Genomic DNA, 17,450 nt, shown 5'->3' on the forward strand with positions numbered 1-17,450 from the left:
CCCGTAGCATTATTAAAGTGGTACGGGAGTTCTTATTTAGTTTACGGGAACGTAATATGCACAAGGGCAACTAAGACCACCGTCGGCTAGTTTTCTTTGCGTCATGTTATGCAAAAGCTGGGTAAAACTTTTCAGTCAGCCCCATATAGTTAGGCACCTAGGTCTTTACCGAACCGTTCAGCTTCTAATTCGCGCGCCCGAAGGGCCATAAAGTCCTTAGTTTCAGCAGCTATTACACCGGAAAGACCCAGTAAACCAATTAGGTTGGGAATGGCCATGGCACCGTTTAAAGTATCGGCAATGTTCCAAACCAAGTCTAATTCCAAGGTGCAGCCGACAAAGGCCGCAACTACAAAGGCATAACGATAATATTTAACAGCTTTACGGCTAAAAATGTATTGGAAACATTTTTCACCGTAATAGGACCAGCCCAATACCGTGGAGTAGGCAAAGAAGATAAGACCGATACTAACAATGTATTTACCCATACCGGGGAGGAAGGAGTCAAAGGCAGCAATGGTTAACTCTGCACCGGATACTTCACCTGAGTAGAGGCCAGACATTGTTAATACAATACCTGTGATGGAACAGACAATAATGGTATCCAGGAAGGTACCCGTCATGGATACCAGGGCCTGACGTCCAGGGTGGTCTGTTTTAGCGGCAGCAGCGGCAATGGGAGCAGAACCTAAACCGGCTTCATTGGAGAAGACCCCACGGGCTACTCCGTAGCGGATGACGGTACCCAGTGCACCACCAGCCACAGCCTGACCGCTGAAGGCGTCATTCAATATTAAGGAAACTGCAGGAACTAATTTATCTAAGTTCATTGCAATAATAGCCAGCCCGCCAAGTACGTAGAAAATAGCCATAAAGGGAACCACCAGACCTGTAACACGACCGATGCTTTGGATACCTCCTAGGATAACAGCACCGGTTAAAATTGCTAAGATAATACCCGTAATAATCGGACTGACACCAAAGGTACCATTCATAGCAAGGGCCACAGAGTTCGTTTGGGTCATATTGCCGATACCAAAGGAAGCAAAGGCGCCAAAGAAGGCAAATAGCCAACCCAGCCATTTCATTTTCAAGCCCCGTTCAATATAATACATGGGACCCCCGGCCATTTCACCCTTTTCGTCAACAATACGGTATTTAACTGCCAGTATGGCCTCGGAGTACTTAGTTGCCATACCAAAGAAAGCGGTTACCCACATCCAGAAAACAGCCCCAGGACCTCCGGTAAATACGGCGGTAGCAACACCGGCAATATTACCGGTACCAATGGTGGCGGCCAGAGCCGTCATCAAAGCATGGAAGTGGGAAATGTCTCCTTCGGACTTATGGTCCTGTTTGTTGGGAGAAAAGGCCAGTTTAAGGGCGTAGGGCAGGGTTCTTACTTGAAGAAAACCCAGCCGTAGGGTCAGAAATATGCCGGTACCAACAAGTAAAGCTAGCATATAGGGACCCCAGACAAAACCATTGATGTCACTTACTAAGGTTGCAAAATCCACAATAAGTCCACCTACCTTTATAGGAATATATATTACAGAAATATATATTCTTTTGGAAAGTGCCGATTTCCTGCAAAATTCAAAAAAATCAAAAGATGTTTTTTGCTATTAATGTTTAGGTAATAGACACTTTTTGGGCAACTGGTTGTTAATTAGAACAAAAAAGGGACCGATAACGTACACCGTATTCGGTCCCTTTAAATATTTAGATAAAATGCTCATAAGCATAAGGGCAAAACAAACTTTCTTCTATTACCATAATTGCCTTAAAGATTTGGCAGATTAATAATTTGACCAACTTCTAACATATGGGGGTCACCGATGTTGTTTACTGCTAGGAGTTCTTCCAAGGAAATTTGATACTTCTTGGCTATTTTCCAAAGGCTATCACCGGGTTGAACCAAATAGGAGGAATGGTCCAGTGGTGGACCACTGCCAGGAGATGAAGTGACAATGGACCCCTTTTGATTATAGCCAGGCACCGCCTTTATCTCAACTGGCGTTCCAACGGGAATCATAGGGAAAAGTTCTTCAACATTTTCGTTGTACATACGGATACATCCGGCAGAAACTAATTTTCCAATGGAAGAGGGGTTACTGGTACCATGTATTCCATAATTACCACCGGGAATATTTAAGCCTAACCAGCGGGTGCCCAGTATTCCACCTGGATGGGTTACTTTGTTAACCACCTGATAGTTTCCCGCAGGGGTAGGGGTTGTGGCCTTACCTACACCAACCGGGTAGGATTTTGACAGTTGTTTACCAATATATACATTTATTTGTCTAGATTGGGGATCAATTAATAATTCAATACCCGCCCGATACATCATCCTTTCAGTCATAGGATCGCCTCCCTTCATGGTCTAATACTTTATGTTATGAAGTTTTAAGGCTTTGGGATATTTCAAGGGGCAGTATTTTTTATCCAAACAGCGCAAATAATACTAAGTAAATTGATACTTACTAGAGAGGAAAGCTCCTAAACCTTAAAAGAAAGCCAAAAAAGAAGGTTTTTCCAGTTCGTCTGGGGAATATCAGAGTATAACGGCTTTAGGGGGGAGATCATGCATGGGAATCAGGCTTAAGGCACATGGCAAAATCAATTTGACACTGGATGTCCTAGACCGGCGTCCCGATGGGTATCACGAAGTGGAAATGATCATGCAGAGCATTAGCTTGCATGATGTTCTAGAAATAGAGGAACAAAGTAAAGAGATTAGCCTCACCGTTTCGGGCATTTCTGTAACGGCTGAAGAAGATAATCTGGTCTTAAAGGCAGCCCGCCTACTGCAACAAGTGGCAGGTACGGGTGCTGGGGCAAAAATACATCTACAAAAAAACATACCAGTGGCTGCGGGCTTGGCAGGTGGGTCTACCGATGCAGCTGCAACACTCAAAGGACTTAATGCGTTATGGGGACTGGGACTAAGCCAGGAACAGCTTAGACAGTTGGCTACACAACTAGGCGCAGACGTACCCTTTTGTCTGGCAGGGGGAACCGCCATTGCCCGAGGGATTGGAGAAAAGCTTACGACCTTAGAGCCGGCGCCACCCTTTGGGATTATCTTAGTAAAACCTTCCTTTGGCGTTAGTACAGCGGAAGTGTACCAGGGACTGAGGCTGGAGCATTTAGGGAAAAGGCCGAATACTGAGGCCATGGTAAAGGCGCTCAAAGAAAGGGACCTTGGTCAAGTGGCCCGGGAGTTAGCAAATGTTTTAGAAAGTGTAACCCTAAGAATGCATCCCAAACTTGAGCAAATAAAGGAAATCCTACGACAGATTGGCTGCACAGGTGTATTAATGTCCGGCAGTGGGCCCACTGTTTTTGGTTTAACAGAAAACAGAGAGAAAGCCGCAGAGCTGATATCTGGGCTACCCCAAGCAGGCTGTCATGTATTGGCCGCATGGATGGTTTGATTTTTATTAACATAAAAATAGTAAATAGTATAGGGATTTGTGAAATTTATAAATAAAATTTTATATACTAGGGGGCAGGAGAGATGAGTGAACCTAAGTTAGCTCCAATTAAGTTAGATGCCTATAAGCCATTAAGGGAAATTGTTTTTGAGACCTTACGTGAAGCGATTATTTCCGGCAAGTTGGAACCAGGCGAGAGATTAATGGAAATTCAATTGGCTGAGGAAATGGGGGTTAGCCGGACGCCGGTTCGGGAAGCCATCCGTAAGTTGGAATTGGAAGGCTTTGTGGTGATGATACCTCGCAAAGGAGCCTATGTGGCGGGTATTTCTCTCAAAGATGTAACCGATGTTTTTGAAGTCCGGGCAGCCCTGGAAGCCCTGGCAGCTGGATTGGCTGCGGAGCGGGCAACAGACAAAGAAATTGACCAATTAGAAAGATCATTACTGGCTTACTCCGAACAAACCAGTACCCAGGACATCAATAAGATTGTAGAAACCGATACGGATTTTCATGAATTGTTGTACAAGGCCAGTCGCAATGAGAGGTTACTGAGTATTATTACTCACTTGAGAGAAGTCATCCAACGGGTAAGAACCGTTTCTCTATCCCAACCGGGCAGGAGTAAAGATGCCATTGAGGAGCACCGTCAGATTGTAGATGCCATTGCTGATCGCAATGTGGAGTTAGCACAAACATTGGCCAGGGAACACATCTATAGTGCTGAAAATATTATGCTAAATTCCCTCAAGGGGGCACAAAAGGAAAATGGTTGATGCGCTGGTTTTAGCCGGCAGTAAGAATAACGGACCACTAAGAAATGTAAGCCAAGAATCCTGTGAGGCCTTGATCAAGATAGGTCCATCTCCCATGCTTATGTATGTTGTTGATGCCTTAAAACAGTGCAGGGAAGTGGATAAAATTGTTGTGGTAGGGCCAACTGAAGTAAAGAAAGTTATACCTCCTGAAATTTATTGGTTGCAGTCTGGGGAAAATATAATGGAGAACATTCAACGGGGTAATGCATTGATGCAAGGACACTATTTAGTGGCATCCTCAGATATCCCCCTATTGAATGCTGAGGGTGTTTCTGGCTTTCTGGCCCTATGCAGGGAAGTAAAGGCAGATTTCTATTTTCCTTTAATTTCCAAAGATGCAATTGAAAAGGAATTTCCTGGGGCAAAACGAACTTATATACCCTTTAAAGAAGGCGTTTTTACTGGGGGGAACCTTTTTCTAGTCAACCCCTGGGTTGTTGAACAATGTCTTAAGGTGGGTCAGGAGTTAGTGGATTTGCGCAAGAAACCCGTAGCTCTGGCACGGCGAGTGGGGTTGCTGCTTTTTATTAAATTTTTGTTGCGTGTTTTGTCATTACAGGAGGTGCAGGAAAAAGCGTCCCATTTGCTAGGGATTGAAGGGAAAGCAATTATCTGTCCCTACCCCGAGGTAGGAATGGATATCGATAAACCTTCTGATTTAGAAATGGTACGCCAATTTTTGGGGCATGATAAATATAAAGTAATAAAGGATGAACTGTGTCGAAGTCAATGAAAAGAAGTAATCATAATTTTAGATTATAAGGAGCAATGGATATGGACAAGAGCATAGTAACTTTGCAAAATATTTTAGAGGCTAGGGAGCGACTCAAGGGAGTTAGCAGATTTACACCCTTAGAACCCTCAGAAGCCTTTAGCAAGATGACAGGAGCAAACGTTTTTTTAAAGCTGGAGAATTTGCAAAAGACTGGCTCTTTTAAACTACGGGGTGCCTATAACAAAGTAGCAGCCCTAGCAAAGGAGGCAGCTAGGGGTGTGGTGGCAGCTTCAGCAGGCAATCATGCCCAGGGTGTTGCCTTTGCATCCAGCCAAGCGGGTATTCCGGCTACAATAGTTATGCCCGAAGGGGCACCCATTACAAAGGTTGAGAGAACCAAAGCCTATGGCGCTGAAGTAGTTCTTTCGGGGCAGGGGTACGACGATGCCTTTCGGAAGGCTCAAGAAGTTCAGCAGGAAAAGGGCGCTGTTTTTGTACATGCCTTTGATGACCCTCTGGTCATTGCAGGACAGGGAACCATTGGTCTGGAAATACTGGAAGAGCTCCCCGATTTAGATGCCGTTGTTGTACCCATTGGTGGAGGTGGATTAATTGCCGGAGTGGCCTGTGCCATCAAAGAACAAAGACCTGGGGTACAGATTATTGGTGTGCAGGCTGCGGATGCCCCTTCTATGCTGGAGGCCTGGAAAATTGGTAAAGTGCAGGAATTAAAATCTGCGCAAACCATTGCAGACGGTATCGCTGTACGTCGACCAGGGGATCTTACCTTTGAGATGGTTCGTAGATACGTTGATCAAATTGTTACCGTTGATGATGAAGAGATTGCCCGGGCCATCTTAATGCTGCTGGAAAGTTCTAAACTAATGGTAGAGGGTGCAGGCGCAGTGGGCATTGCTGCATTGCTTCATAAAAAATGTGATCTATCTGGTAAAAAGGTTGCAGTGATCCTTAGTGGAGGCAATATTGATGTAAATGTTATGTCAATGATTATTGAAAGAGGTCTGATAAAGGCCGGGCGTTATTTAAGATTTAAGACTATCCTGACGGATAGACCGGGATCTTTGCAAAAACTGCTGTCTAACCTTGCTCAATCCGGTGCCAATGTAATATCAATTGTACACGATCGTATCAAGCCCAACGTACCCCTTAAACAAGCAGAGGTTGAAATATCTTTGGAGACAAGAAATGCAGAGCACATAGCGCAAATTGTCGAATCATTGGGTAAAATGGGGTATGAGTTAGATATATTGAGATAATATTAAAAAACGTCCAAAAATATTAAAAGAAAGTTGTGAATTAAGCAGGAATTTCACTTTCGCTGCAGAATTTAGTAGCCCAACAGAATTTGCTGCAGCGGAAGGTGGTGAAAAATCTTGCATGTGACCGATGTACGGGTACGGAAAGTACTTATGGAGGGGAAAATGAAGGCAATCGTCTCAGTAACCCTAGACGATGCCTTCGTTATCCATGATGTGAAAGTGGTTGAAGGCCAAAATGGCTTGTTTGTGGCTATGCCAAGTAGAAAAACCCCGGACGGCGAGTTTAGGGATATTGCTCATCCGATTAATTCATCTGCCAGAGAAATTATTCAAAACGCTGTATTACAGGCATATCAAGAAGTTATTTAGTTTTTATTGAATATACAAGGGAGCGTAAGCTCCCTTTTTATTTTCAAAATCTTCTTTGTATTTTGTTTTTGTCATTAATAAAAGGATATTGTGTTTTTTTGTGGAAAAATTACGGTTGGTAGAAAAAAAGTTACTGTTTAAGGATATCATATAGAAAGAGGAAAAAGGAGGGCGCGGGATGGAACTTGCTGCGGTAATCTTGGCAGCTGGCAAAGGAACCAGGATGAAATCAAATCTGCCCAAAGTATTACATCAATTATGTGGTAGACCTATGCTGAGTCATGTTCTAAATTCCGTAGTAGCAGCCGGCGTAGACAAGACTGTGGTTGTGGCGGGATTTGGTGCTGAACAGGTTACCGATTTTGTAGGTGAGAAAGCAAGGGTCGTGCTGCAAAGGGAGCAGTTGGGAACAGCCCATGCTTTACTGCAGGCTGAGGGTGAATTGACGGATTATCCTGGTCATTTACTGGTGGTTTGTGGGGATACACCACTTTTAAGAGCAGAAACGCTAGCCAAGCTAGCCGATTACCATTGCGAATCCGGGGCTGTGGCAACCTTATTAACCGCTGAGATGGCAGATCCCACCGGATATGGTAGGGTCATTCGTACTACGGAAGGAAATGTATCTCACATTGTAGAACAGAAGGATGCATCACCGGAAGAATTAAACGTGCATGAGATTAACACAGGGGTATACTGCTTTAAAGTACCCGGTTTATTCAACGCTTTAAAGGAAATATCCCCGGCCAATGTCCAGGGGGAATATTACCTGACAGATATTATACAAATTTTCGTCCAAAGGGGACTTACTGTTAAGGCGGTAACATTGGAAGATGCCCGGGAGGTCCAGGGTATTAATGACCGCATTCAATTATCTCGGGCAGAAGTTGTATTGCGGCATAGAGTTCTTGAAGAGCTCATGGTTCAAGGTGTAACCATTATGGATCCAGAGAATACCTATGTGGACCAGGGAGTAAAGGTTGGCAACGATACAGTTATACTTCCCTTTACCTTTTTGCAGGGCAAGACAGAAATTGGTAGCCAGTGTGTTCTTGGTCCGGGCAGCAAAATCAACAATTGTATCATTGGAGATCGGAACGAGATTCAGTATTCGGTGCTGGTGGAAAGTAAAATTGGCAACGATGCTACCATTGGACCCTATGCTTATTTAAGACCGGGTACAGTGCTGGCTGATCATGTTAAAGTGGGGGACTTTGTGGAAATTAAAAAGTCAACCATCGGTCATGGGAGTAAAATCCCTCATCTAAGTTATGTGGGAGATGCAACCATAGGAGAAAAAGTTAATGTAGGGGCTGGTACTATTACCTGCAACTATGATGGGAAGAAGAAATATCAAACAACTCTGGAAGATGGGGCATTCATAGGTAGTAATACCAACCTGGTGGCACCGGTTAAAGTGGGTCAGGGGGCTGTCATAGCTGCGGGTTCAACCATCACCAAAGATGTACCAGACAATGCCCTGGGAGTGGCCCGGGGGCGCCAAACAAATCTGGCTGATTGGCCAAAGAAACAGAGAAAGAATAGTTAAATTATATATTTGGAGGTAAGTGATGTCTTCCAACAGCAAAAGATTAAAAATTTTTTCAGGCAATGCCAACCCAGAATTGGCTCAGGAAATATGCCAGTACCTTGGCGTTACCATGGGTTCCTCCCAAGTAACACACTTTAGTGACGGAGAGATCCGGGTTAAGGTGGACGAAAGTGTACGGGGTTCCGATGCATTTATTATTCAACCGACCTCTACACCGGTGAATGAAAATTTAATGGAATTGCTGATCATGGCCGATGCCCTGAGACGGGCCTCTGCCCGTCGTATTACAGCAGTAATTCCTTACTATGGTTATGCACGGCAGGATCGTAAAACCCGGGCCCGGGATCCTATTACCGCAAAGCTGGTTGCCAACATAATATCCGCCAGTGGTTGCCGCAGGGTCATCACCATGGATCTCCATGCCGGTCAAATTCAGGGATTTTTTGACATCCCTGTGGATCACCTGCCTGCGGTGCCGATCCTAGCGGAATACTTCCAACAAACCTTAAACAAAGAAAATGTAGTGGTTGTTTCACCAGATATTGGAGGGGTTACTCGGGCAAGGGATCTAGCAGAGCGGATTGGGTCTCCTTTAGCCATTATCGACAAGCGTCGCCCGGAACCCAATGTTGCTGAAGTTACCAATGTAATTGGTAATATTAAGGGAAAAACTGTTATTATGATTGACGATATTATTGATACTGCAGGAACCATCACCAAAGGCGCTGCGGCCCTCATGGATCGAGGGGCTAAGGAAATTTACGTTTGTTGTACCCATGCAGTACTTTCTGGTCCTGCCATCCAGCGTTTAGAGGAATCAGTGATTAAAGAAGTGATCATTACCAATACCATTCCGCTGCCCGCTGAAAAAATGATTGATAAAATTAAGGTATTATCCGTAGCACCCTTGCTGGGTGAAGCAATTATTCGTATCCATGAAGATCTCTCCGTAAGCAAGCTATTTTCCTAAAAATCAAAAATGCGACAGAGAGGAGAAGCGTTCTCATGTCGCATTTTTTTAATTTTTGAACTGCTATGCAGCAGTTAGCCATGGCAGGGCCAGTTTTCATATAGGCCAATGCGACTTTCCCCTGCGGACTCATCTGGGTAGTCAGACCAGCCGCTTACCCCTGTTTGCAGTATGTCTGGACGGGATTCTTCCTGGTAATCCATAAGCCATTCACCCCCGTTATAACATATTTTTAGATCAATGGATTGTAGTTATACAAGGCTACCCAAGAATTTATTATGAAAAAGCCACAAAAAATAAATTGACAACGAAGGTTCCCGTTGCTAAACTTACATTAACCAAAAAACAGATTTATATAATTTAATAAGTGCTCTTATCCTGAGAGGTGGAGGGACTGGCCCTATGAAACCCAGCAACCATTCGGTTAAGCCCGGACTGGTGCTAATTCCTGCAGAAGATATTCTTCTGGCAGATAAGAGGTAAGCTAAAACCGTGTAACGGCAAAGCCTCTTCTGTTGAGAAGAGGCTTTGTTTTTTATGTATATCCGAAAGTCACAGCTTTTGATATGCATAAAGCTAAGTTTTTCTAAGTGGAGGAGAGAGCACAGAAGGAGGATTTGCGATGTCAGTTGAGAGAACCTATGCGGAAATTAATGCCCGCATTAAGGCCGGCAAAGCAGTGGTATTAACTGCAGAGGAAGTAATTGGCAAGGTAAAGGAGCAGGGGCTTACCAAAACCGCTGCGGAGGTAGATGTGGTTACCACAGGGACCTTTGGGCCCATGTGCTCTTCGGGTGCCTTTCTAAACTTTGGACACTCTTCTCCTCGGATGAGAATGACAAAGGTATCCCTTAATAATGTACCCGCTTATACCGGGATTGCCGCTGTGGATGCTTATATAGGGGCCACAGAAGTTCCCGAGGATGACCCGGCCAACAGTAATCACCCCGGGGAGTTTCGCTATGGTGGAGGGCATGTTATTGAGGATTTAGTAGCAGGTAAAACAGTAAAATTGAAGGCCCTTTCCTATGGTACCGATTGTTATCCCCGACGGGAAATAGAAACAAACATTACCCTAAATGATTTAAATGAGGCCACTTTATTTAATCCCCGTAATGCATACCAAAACTATAACTGCGCTGTTAATGCCAGCGATCGAGTCATTCATACCTATATGGGGACCTTAAAGCCCAGGTTTGGCAATGCAAACTATTCTACCTCTGGGCAGTTAAGTCCACTAATGAAGGATCCTAACTTTGCCACCATTGGCATAGGAACACGGATTTTCCTGGGTGGGGGAATTGGTTATGTGGTTTGGAATGGAACCCAGCATTTCCCAGGTTGGTTAAAGGACCAAGAAGGCAATGTTGTTGGTTCAGCAGGTGGCACCCTTTCCGTTTTGGGTGACCTTAAGCAGATGAAACCCCAGTGGTTAAGGGGCACTCGTTTCCAGGGCTATGGGGCCACCCTAACCGTTGGCTTAGGTGTACCGATTCCAATACTGAATGAAGAGATATTAAGGTTTGCGGCACTGTCCGATGAGGAATTGCACGCTCCTGTGGTGGACTACAGTGATGCTTATCCCAATCGAGTTGGAGGTAATCTGGGCGTAGTCAGTTATGCTCAACTGAAATCCGGGAAAATTATTTTGGATGGAAAGGAAATTCCCACAGCACCCCTATCCAGTTATCCTAAGGCTCGGGAAATTGCTGGACAATTAAAGAATTGGATAGAAAAGGGAGACTTCTTGTTAGGTGAACCCGTACAGCTACTGCCAGGACCCATGGCAGGACTCACCGGAAAGCCCCTAGAGATTAAATAACGGAAAGGAGTGTTCGGGTATGGCGCCTCATAAAATCGTATTACGTTTTACATCATCCACTTCAGATCAACCCATTATTTATCATTTAGTGAAGGATTATGATTTGGTAGTCAATATTCTTAAAGCACAGATCAACCCTCATTTGGAAGGGACATTGGTTTTAGACCTGCGGGGAGAAAAATATGAAGAGGGTATTGAGTATCTTCGAAACCAGGGTATTTCGGTACACCCCCTGACCCAGGAAGTCGTTCGGAATAATGACCGTTGCACAAGTTGTGGGGCCTGCACCGGGCACTGCCCGGCAGGAGCGCTAGCTATGGAACGGCCTTCCATGGAAGTGCAGTTCGATAGTGATAAGTGTGTGGTTTGCCTACAGTGCTTAAAGGTTTGCCCGGTTGGGGCCATGGAGGTACGAATTTAAATGGATTATACCCAGCGCACCTATCGTGCTTTGCACCATCAAGGGGATCTTATCCATTTTCAAGTCAGTGTGGAGGAAACAGATCTGGATATTGGTGTGCGACGTAAGTGTTTTACACCTGAGATGGTAAGTTGGGTGGAAGATTCAATAAAGGAACAGAGGTCACTTTTGGAGGAATACATTCAGAAGGACCCTGTCTTTAAAACCACGCTGGAACCCTGTGGGATCTTACCAGGAGCACCGGATATAGTGGTTAATATGGCGGAGGCTGCTAAGTTGGCGGGTGTGGGTCCAATGGCCGCCGTGGCAGGTGCATTTTCCCAAGTAATAGGAAAGGCATTGAGTCGGCGTTCGCGGGATGTAATTGTGGAAAATGGGGGCGATATATTTATTAAAGGTTCCCGGCCACGAAGGGTGGGTATTTTTGCCGGGACGTCTCCCTTTAGTCATAAAATAGCCATGGAAATTCAACCCTGGCAAACTCCGGTGGGTATTTGTACTTCGTCGGGCACGGTGGGTCATTCCCTAAGCTTTGGAAATTCTGATGCGGTTATTGTGTTAGCTCCCTCTGTTCCCCTGGCTGATGCGGTGGCCACGGCTGGGGGAAATCTTGTGCAAAGTGAAATGGATGTTCAAAGGGCGGTGGATTTTGCTGCCAGTGTTAAGGGGGTAATTGGTGCAGTGGCCATTAAGGGGGAAAAGCTGGCGGCCTGGGGGCAAATCAAGTTGGTACCCATGGGCTAGGCTATAGAATAGCAAAGGTTTCCTAAAAACAATATTTAGAGATGCGAACATTTTGTTGTATAATGGGGGAAAACCTTATGCAATTTTCAGCCTATAGTATGAAGGTCCAATAATGGTTAATTATAATGCAATAAAATTGCAATAATTCTGTCATGGTAAATCTCCCCCTGTATGATTACAATGGGTTTAGATAGATCTAAAGGGGGAAATAAAATGCATTTAACCATGAATGATGTCTTAGATGTAGCGATTAAATCTGAAGAAAGTAGTTACCATTTTTACAAGGACATGGCAGTTAAAGCCCAGAACTCAGAGACCAAAAAAGTGTTAGAAAAATTAGCCCAGGATGAGAAGGACCATCTGGAGTATCTACTGTGGTTAAAGTCCGGCGAACCCATTAATGACGAAGTTTATTTTGATGGGTTTGAGGAAGCCGGGGAACTAAAACCAGAGATGACACCGAAGGAAGTTCTTACTATTGCCATACAACGGGAAGATGCTGCTGCGAAAATGTACAGCCAAATGGCAGATATCTTTAAAGGGCAACCAGAAAAGAAATTTATCTTTGAGAGGATGGCCAGGGAAGAAGGCCACCACGGCCAAGCAGTGACCCAGATGATGGACCAGTTTTAAAAAGATAATAAAAAGGGCAGGTTTTCCCGGGGAAGGAAACCGGCCCTTTTTATTATTGCAAGAGATATTTAGCAATGCCTAAGGCATAGTCTATATCCTCTTTAGAAACATTTATATGAGTAACCATGCGGATGGTGGAGGGACCAAAGGTGGAACATTTAATCCCTTTATTATTTAGTGCCATGGTTAAATCTGCTGCAGAGCGCGGCTGATTTACATTTACAACGATGATATTGGTTTGTACTTTAGCCAAATCAACACCTAGTCCCGGTAATTTAGCCAGACCTTCGGCCAACCGCCGGGCGTTGGCATGATCTTCTGCAAGCCTGTCCACATTCTGCAAAGCAACTAAACCAGCGGCAGCCAGAATACCGGCTTGACGCATGCCGCCCCCCAGAGCCTTGCGATATTTTCTTGCTCGTTCGATAAACTGCCGTGTACCAACCAGCAAAGAACCCACTGGTGCAGCCAAGCCCTTTGAAAGACAGAACATGAGGGAATCACAATGCTGACTAAAAGTCCGAACATCTACCCCGAGGGATACGGCTGCATTAAAAATACGGGCACCGTCCACGTGGACCTTTAGGTTATGTTCCTGGGCAATTGAGTAAATCCTCCCCATGGTGTGTGGAGAGAGGATGGTGCCGCCACCACGATTAAAGGTATTTTCTAAACAAATTAATGACGTATGAGGAAAATGGAGATCTTCTCCCCGCAAGGAACCCTTTAAAATTTCCGGGCCATGGTCTGTTAATAAATCACTGACCGGTCTTAATTGCACCCCGGCCAGCATGGCAGGACCGCCCACTTCGTAGTAATAAATATGGGCTTCGCTGTCCAGAAGGACCTCTTCACCCCGGGCAGTATGGGTTAAAACTGCTATTTGGTTACCCATGGTTCCAGAAGGAACAAAAAGAGCTGCTTCTTTTCCAAGCAAAGAAGCGGCAGTTTCTTCCAACTGGTTTACCGTAGGGTCTTCTTTGTATACATCGTCACCAACCACCGCGGTAGCCATGGCCTTTCTCATTTCGTCAGTGGGCAAAGTGATGGTGTCACTGCGTAAATCTACCACTCGAATGGTAATCATCTCCTTAGGCAGTATATAAAAATAGTTCTTAAACTTATTATACTATAGATTGAATTATTTTCTGCCAGGGAGGGATCTTTTAGTAACTTTCCATATCTAAGTTAAAAATTCCTTATAAAGGACGGAAAGTTCAGTATTAACTTGCTATTGTGAATAAGGGAAAGGATAGTGCAAAAAATCACAAAATAGGATATAGTACTGGTAAGACAAGAAAAAAGGGGGAATTAAGCATGATGTTTACTCAAAGAACGCCGAGTACCTACCCGATGACCAAGGATGTTATGGCTAGAAGGATGGAAAACCCGAATTACATGCTGGAGAGAATTAATGAAGTTAAAAAATCACCTAAACAGAAGCCAGTTCTAGAAATTATTCTGGAAAAATACCCATTTAAATAGGTGGTATAGTGAAGATGATCACAAATGTTGTTGTTATGAAAGGTGACTGAGTTTCGGTTTTTCACCGAACATCAGGCACCTTTTCTCTGTTTTTTACTCTAGCTAGATTCTTTTTTCCGGGTTTTCCTTATCAGGGTGGACAGGTGATTCGGGAACTTCTGAAAAGATTTCTTGACTTTTAGTGATGTCTACTTTTGATTCATCCAACACTGATTCTGTTTCCTCTTCACGGGGCAATGCTCCGGGTGGTAAATCATGGATTTGAACAGAATCTTGAAGCTGTTCCAAACGGGTAAGTAACTCTTCCTCCTGACGGGGCAGGGCACCCGGCGGCAGTTCTTCAACAAGTACTTCATCCTGGACTGGTTCTTCCCGAGTGAGGGCTACACCCTCTTGCTTCAAGGCACCGGGTGGTAAATCTTGGACTTTAACTTCGTCTTCTACGGTTTCTTCATTTACTTTTCTTTTCACCTTATCCCGAATGCTTTCTCCCAGATCCTTTGTTTTAGTTTCTATATCCTCCACAGTTTTACTGCTTAATTCTTTGGTTATGGTACCGATCTCCTTGGTTTTTTGTACCGTAGTTTCCCAAATTTGATTTGTACTTTCTTTTAATTGCTTAACAGTTTCCTGCAACCCTCCATCAATTTTAACTAGGTTATCCATAGCATCGGAGGATGTTACCACCAGTTCTTTGCCAATGGTCTTAACAAAGGTAATTTCCAGGAAGGACCTGCCCTTTAATAAGCTATTTAAGAAATTGCCGCTAATCTCCAACCCAACCAGTTGCCCCGAAACTTCGTCAACAAAGAAATCAACTACTTCGCCTAGCTGGGAACCATTTTCTACAATTACTTTACAACCAATGATATGAACTTTATCTTTGTAAAGTTTCAAAATATCCGGTAGGCTGGTACCCTTTTCAACAACCGCTCCCTGATCAATGGTGATGGCGTCAGTCCCTACACTGCGCACTTTATTATAGGGGACAAATTTTTGGCCATTAAACCAACCTTTTTGGTCTATTAGCAGGGCGGCTACATTTTGCTGAACTGGATCCACCACTAACCCCTTGACTGTTCCCATTTGCTGGCCTTCGGCAAGACTAATGACAGGTATGCCGATAAATTTTTTGCTCTTGCGCATACTAAGGCCCCCCTTTTTTACATACAAATTCTTTATCATCATCTTTATGCCATTCCATTGTTTGATATGACCAATAATAGGCAATAATAGAAACAGTGAGAAGAATTTCTTCTATAAGCTTAGGAGGTAAGTTTTATGGCAGATACAGCTTTAAATGCTAATTTAAGGAAAACGGCTACAAAATCCATTGTAAAAGAAATTAGAAATAACGGGGGTATTCCAGGGGTGGTTTATGGTAAACATGTGGGTTCCATGGCTATTTCTGTGGATGCTAAAGATTTAAAGAATATTTTAGGTTCTGTAACAGGGCGGAACACACTGATTAATATGAACATAAATGGTAGCAAACAGACCGTCATGGTTAAGAGTCTACAAATGGATCCCATGCATCAAAATATACGACATGTGGATTTTCAACAGGTATCGGAAAATACGAAAATACGGACTGTTATTCCTGTTCAATTAGTAGGGACCCCAAAGGGCGTAGCAATGGGAGGCGTTATTCAACATGACCTGCGCAGTGCAGAAATAGAGTGCCTTCCCAATCGAATTCCGGAGGCTATTCAAGTGGATATCAGTGGGCTTGAGATTGGTGATACCCTATCTGTAAGTGATTTAAATTTACCGCCAGGTGTTAAGATTTTAGATCACCCCCATACGACTGTTGTTGGCTTAGCAACCATTAAGGCGCCTGAACCAGCAGGTCAGCCAGAGGTACCGCCAGAACCTGCGGAGGAAGCTAAGGCAAAAACCATTGAAAAAGAGTAACACAGTAACTATTGCTTTCAAACCTTTGCCTGGGGTAAAATACCTTCGGTAAAGGAGGAATTTGTTGATGAAGTTGATTGTGGGCCTGGGGAACCCTGGTACGGAGTATGCAAAAACCAGGCATAATATAGGGTTTATGGTTATTGATCGATTGGCAGATGAATCTAGGGTAAGTACAGAAAAGAATCAGCACAAAGCCCAGATCTGTCAGATTACTATTGGGTCGGAAAAAGTTATTTTGGCAAAACCACAAACCTATATGAATTTAAGTGGGCAGTCCGTTGTGGCTTTAATGAATTGGTACAAACTATCTCCGGATGAATTGTTTGTTATTACCGATGATATGGATTTACCGCCTGGAGTGTTGCGCATTCGTAAGAACGGCAGTGCCGGAGGACAAAGGGGACTAAAAAACATTATTGAACTTTTAGGAACCCAGCAATTTCCTCGCATGAGGGTTGGTATTGGTCGACCGGAACATGGTGCTGTGGATCATGTGTTGGGCAAGATCAGTGAGGCGGAGGCAGAATTAATTAACCCGGCCATTCAGACCGCTGTGGAAGCTGTGAAAGTTTGGGTTTTAGAAGGAACCCAGGCCGCCATGAATAAATTTAATCAAAAAAATAAAAAGAAAAAGGAAAAAGAACAACCAGAAGCAGCAACGGACCAACTATTAGAGAATAAATAAAAGTAATAAATATAACAATGCTGTCGACTACGGAAATAAAAATTCCTGCTTTGTGGTCGAAGGGGGGAAAAGCAACAGAGAGGTTTACCATGATCAATAGCGACCCTTCCACCATTTACACAGTTGCCCTGGCAGCCACAATGCTGGCTGCCGGCACATCCTGGGTAGCCAATGGCTGGGGAAGGAACTTTTTTGGTAATCGTGGGGTTACCTATTTTACACCGCTGGTGGAAGAAATGTCTAAGACCCTGTGGGCTGTTGTACTGAATACTCCTCTTGTTTGGACCCATCTGGGCTTTGGTCTCATTGAAGCTCTGGTTGAGATTAAGAGACGGAGCGTAAAGGGAATCTTAGCAGGATGTACGTCCTTAATTGTCCATGGTATGTTGGGGTTACTGACCGTTAAAATTTATACCACAAGCAATTTGTTGTTTGCATTGCTTAGTTCTTATCTGGCACATGCCAGTTGGAACGGGGCTGTTAATTATTATAGTAAACGCACTGATGTAACTTGACGAGGAGAATCTAAGCAGTATATAATTGGCCAACGTAAAGAAAACAGAGAATCATTTGCCTGGTGGATAGGGGGAGCAATACCTCCC

At 44.1% G+C, this 17,450-nt stretch carries 20 protein-coding genes and 1 riboswitch; of the genes, 15 read left to right on the top strand and 5 right to left on the bottom strand.

Translation table 11 applies throughout. The features are described from left to right. Positions 1–149: 149 nt before the first annotated feature. Both DRED_RS00515 and DRED_RS00520 read right to left on the bottom strand, forming a co-directional pair. A complete protein-coding gene (locus DRED_RS00515; RefSeq protein WP_198006944.1) occupies positions 150–1,463 on the bottom strand; it encodes an alanine/glycine:cation symporter family protein in 1,314 nt (437 codons plus the stop codon). A gap of 320 nt (positions 1,464–1,783) precedes the next feature. Beyond that, positions 1,784–2,362, bottom strand: a complete 579-nt coding sequence (locus DRED_RS00520) for a L,D-transpeptidase family protein (RefSeq protein ID WP_011876487.1) — start codon at positions 2,360–2,362, stop codon at positions 1,784–1,786. A 226-nt stretch (positions 2,363–2,588) separates the two neighbouring features. Between DRED_RS00520 and ispE the strand changes: the two genes are divergently transcribed. From ispE to DRED_RS00555, 7 genes are all read left to right on the top strand, one after another. Continuing rightward, positions 2,589–3,437 (top strand): 4-(cytidine 5'-diphospho)-2-C-methyl-D-erythritol kinase, encoded by an 849-nt coding sequence (ispE, locus tag DRED_RS00525; RefSeq protein ID WP_011876488.1) that lies wholly within the window; start codon positions 2,589–2,591, stop codon positions 3,435–3,437. 83 nt (positions 3,438–3,520) lie between these two features. Then, positions 3,521–4,213, top strand: coding sequence for a GntR family transcriptional regulator (locus tag DRED_RS00530; protein WP_011876489.1), 693 nt, complete (start codon positions 3,521–3,523; stop codon positions 4,211–4,213). Next, entirely contained in the window at positions 4,206–4,988 is a 783-nt protein-coding gene (locus DRED_RS00535) for an NTP transferase domain-containing protein (RefSeq protein ID WP_011876490.1), read from the top strand. The genes DRED_RS00530 and DRED_RS00535 overlap by 8 nt, the downstream gene beginning before the upstream one ends. A gap of 41 nt (positions 4,989–5,029) precedes the next feature. Next, positions 5,030–6,247 (top strand): threonine ammonia-lyase, encoded by a 1,218-nt coding sequence (gene ilvA / locus DRED_RS00540; protein WP_011876491.1) that lies wholly within the window; start codon positions 5,030–5,032, stop codon positions 6,245–6,247. Positions 6,248–6,364: 117 nt separating this feature from the next. Next, positions 6,365–6,619, top strand: coding sequence for a septation regulator SpoVG (gene spoVG / locus DRED_RS00545; RefSeq protein ID WP_011876492.1), 255 nt, complete (start codon positions 6,365–6,367; stop codon positions 6,617–6,619). Positions 6,620–6,797: 178 nt separating this feature from the next. Beyond that, entirely contained in the window at positions 6,798–8,168 is a 1,371-nt protein-coding gene (gene glmU / locus DRED_RS00550) for a bifunctional UDP-N-acetylglucosamine diphosphorylase/glucosamine-1-phosphate N-acetyltransferase GlmU (RefSeq protein ID WP_011876493.1), read from the top strand. Positions 8,169–8,190: 22 nt separating this feature from the next. Then, positions 8,191–9,141 (top strand): ribose-phosphate diphosphokinase, encoded by a 951-nt coding sequence (locus DRED_RS00555; protein ID WP_011876494.1) that lies wholly within the window; start codon positions 8,191–8,193, stop codon positions 9,139–9,141. A gap of 74 nt (positions 9,142–9,215) precedes the next feature. On the opposite strand, the gene DRED_RS19450 is transcribed toward DRED_RS00555, so the two are convergent. Beyond that, positions 9,216–9,344 (bottom strand): hypothetical protein, encoded by a 129-nt coding sequence (locus DRED_RS19450; protein WP_274376900.1) that lies wholly within the window; start codon positions 9,342–9,344, stop codon positions 9,216–9,218. A gap of 167 nt (positions 9,345–9,511) precedes the next feature. Continuing rightward, positions 9,512–9,620, top strand: a riboswitch (SAM riboswitch). Positions 9,621–9,763: 143 nt separating this feature from the next. Here DRED_RS19450 and DRED_RS00560 point away from each other — a divergent pair. From DRED_RS00560 to DRED_RS00575, 4 genes are all read left to right on the top strand, one after another. Next, complete coding sequence (locus DRED_RS00560) at positions 9,764–10,963, top strand: homocysteine biosynthesis protein (protein WP_011876495.1); 1,200 nt, start codon at positions 9,764–9,766, stop codon at positions 10,961–10,963. 19 nt (positions 10,964–10,982) lie between these two features. Beyond that, a complete protein-coding gene (locus DRED_RS00565; RefSeq protein WP_011876496.1) occupies positions 10,983–11,384 on the top strand; it encodes an NIL domain-containing protein in 402 nt (133 codons plus the stop codon). Beyond that, positions 11,385–12,128, top strand: coding sequence for a UPF0280 family protein (locus DRED_RS00570; protein ID WP_011876497.1), 744 nt, complete (start codon positions 11,385–11,387; stop codon positions 12,126–12,128). Between the two features lie 213 nt (positions 12,129–12,341). Further along, positions 12,342–12,761, top strand: coding sequence for a ferritin-like domain-containing protein (locus tag DRED_RS00575; RefSeq protein ID WP_011876498.1), 420 nt, complete (start codon positions 12,342–12,344; stop codon positions 12,759–12,761). Between the two features lie 52 nt (positions 12,762–12,813). Here the strand turns inward: DRED_RS00575 and ltaE are convergent, their stop codons facing one another. Next, on the bottom strand, positions 12,814–13,848 hold the full coding sequence (ltaE, locus tag DRED_RS00580) for a low-specificity L-threonine aldolase (protein WP_011876499.1): 1,035 nt from the start codon (positions 13,846–13,848) through the stop codon (positions 12,814–12,816). Positions 13,849–14,078: 230 nt separating this feature from the next. Between ltaE and DRED_RS18460 the strand changes: the two genes are divergently transcribed. Continuing rightward, complete coding sequence (locus tag DRED_RS18460) at positions 14,079–14,246, top strand: hypothetical protein (protein ID WP_156779550.1); 168 nt, start codon at positions 14,079–14,081, stop codon at positions 14,244–14,246. A gap of 102 nt (positions 14,247–14,348) precedes the next feature. On the opposite strand, the gene DRED_RS00585 is transcribed toward DRED_RS18460, so the two are convergent. Beyond that, on the bottom strand, positions 14,349–15,392 hold the full coding sequence (locus tag DRED_RS00585; protein WP_011876501.1) for a PRC-barrel domain-containing protein: 1,044 nt from the start codon (positions 15,390–15,392) through the stop codon (positions 14,349–14,351). Between the two features lie 135 nt (positions 15,393–15,527). Between DRED_RS00585 and DRED_RS00590 the strand changes: the two genes are divergently transcribed. From DRED_RS00590 to DRED_RS00600, 3 genes are all read left to right on the top strand, one after another. Then, positions 15,528–16,160 carry a 50S ribosomal protein L25 gene (locus DRED_RS00590; protein ID WP_011876502.1) on the top strand — a complete coding sequence of 211 codons (633 nt, stop codon included), beginning with the start codon at positions 15,528–15,530 and terminating at the stop codon, positions 16,158–16,160. A gap of 67 nt (positions 16,161–16,227) precedes the next feature. Next, on the top strand, positions 16,228–16,848 hold the full coding sequence (gene pth, locus DRED_RS00595; protein ID WP_011876503.1) for an aminoacyl-tRNA hydrolase: 621 nt from the start codon (positions 16,228–16,230) through the stop codon (positions 16,846–16,848). 89 nt (positions 16,849–16,937) lie between these two features. After that, a complete protein-coding gene (locus DRED_RS00600; protein WP_011876504.1) occupies positions 16,938–17,363 on the top strand; it encodes a hypothetical protein in 426 nt (141 codons plus the stop codon). The last annotated feature ends 87 nt before the right edge of the window (positions 17,364–17,450 follow it).

It is taken from the genome of Desulforamulus reducens MI-1, from assembly GCF_000016165.1.
Lineage (GTDB): Bacteria > Bacillota > Desulfotomaculia > Desulfotomaculales > Desulfotomaculaceae > Desulfotomaculum > Desulfotomaculum reducens.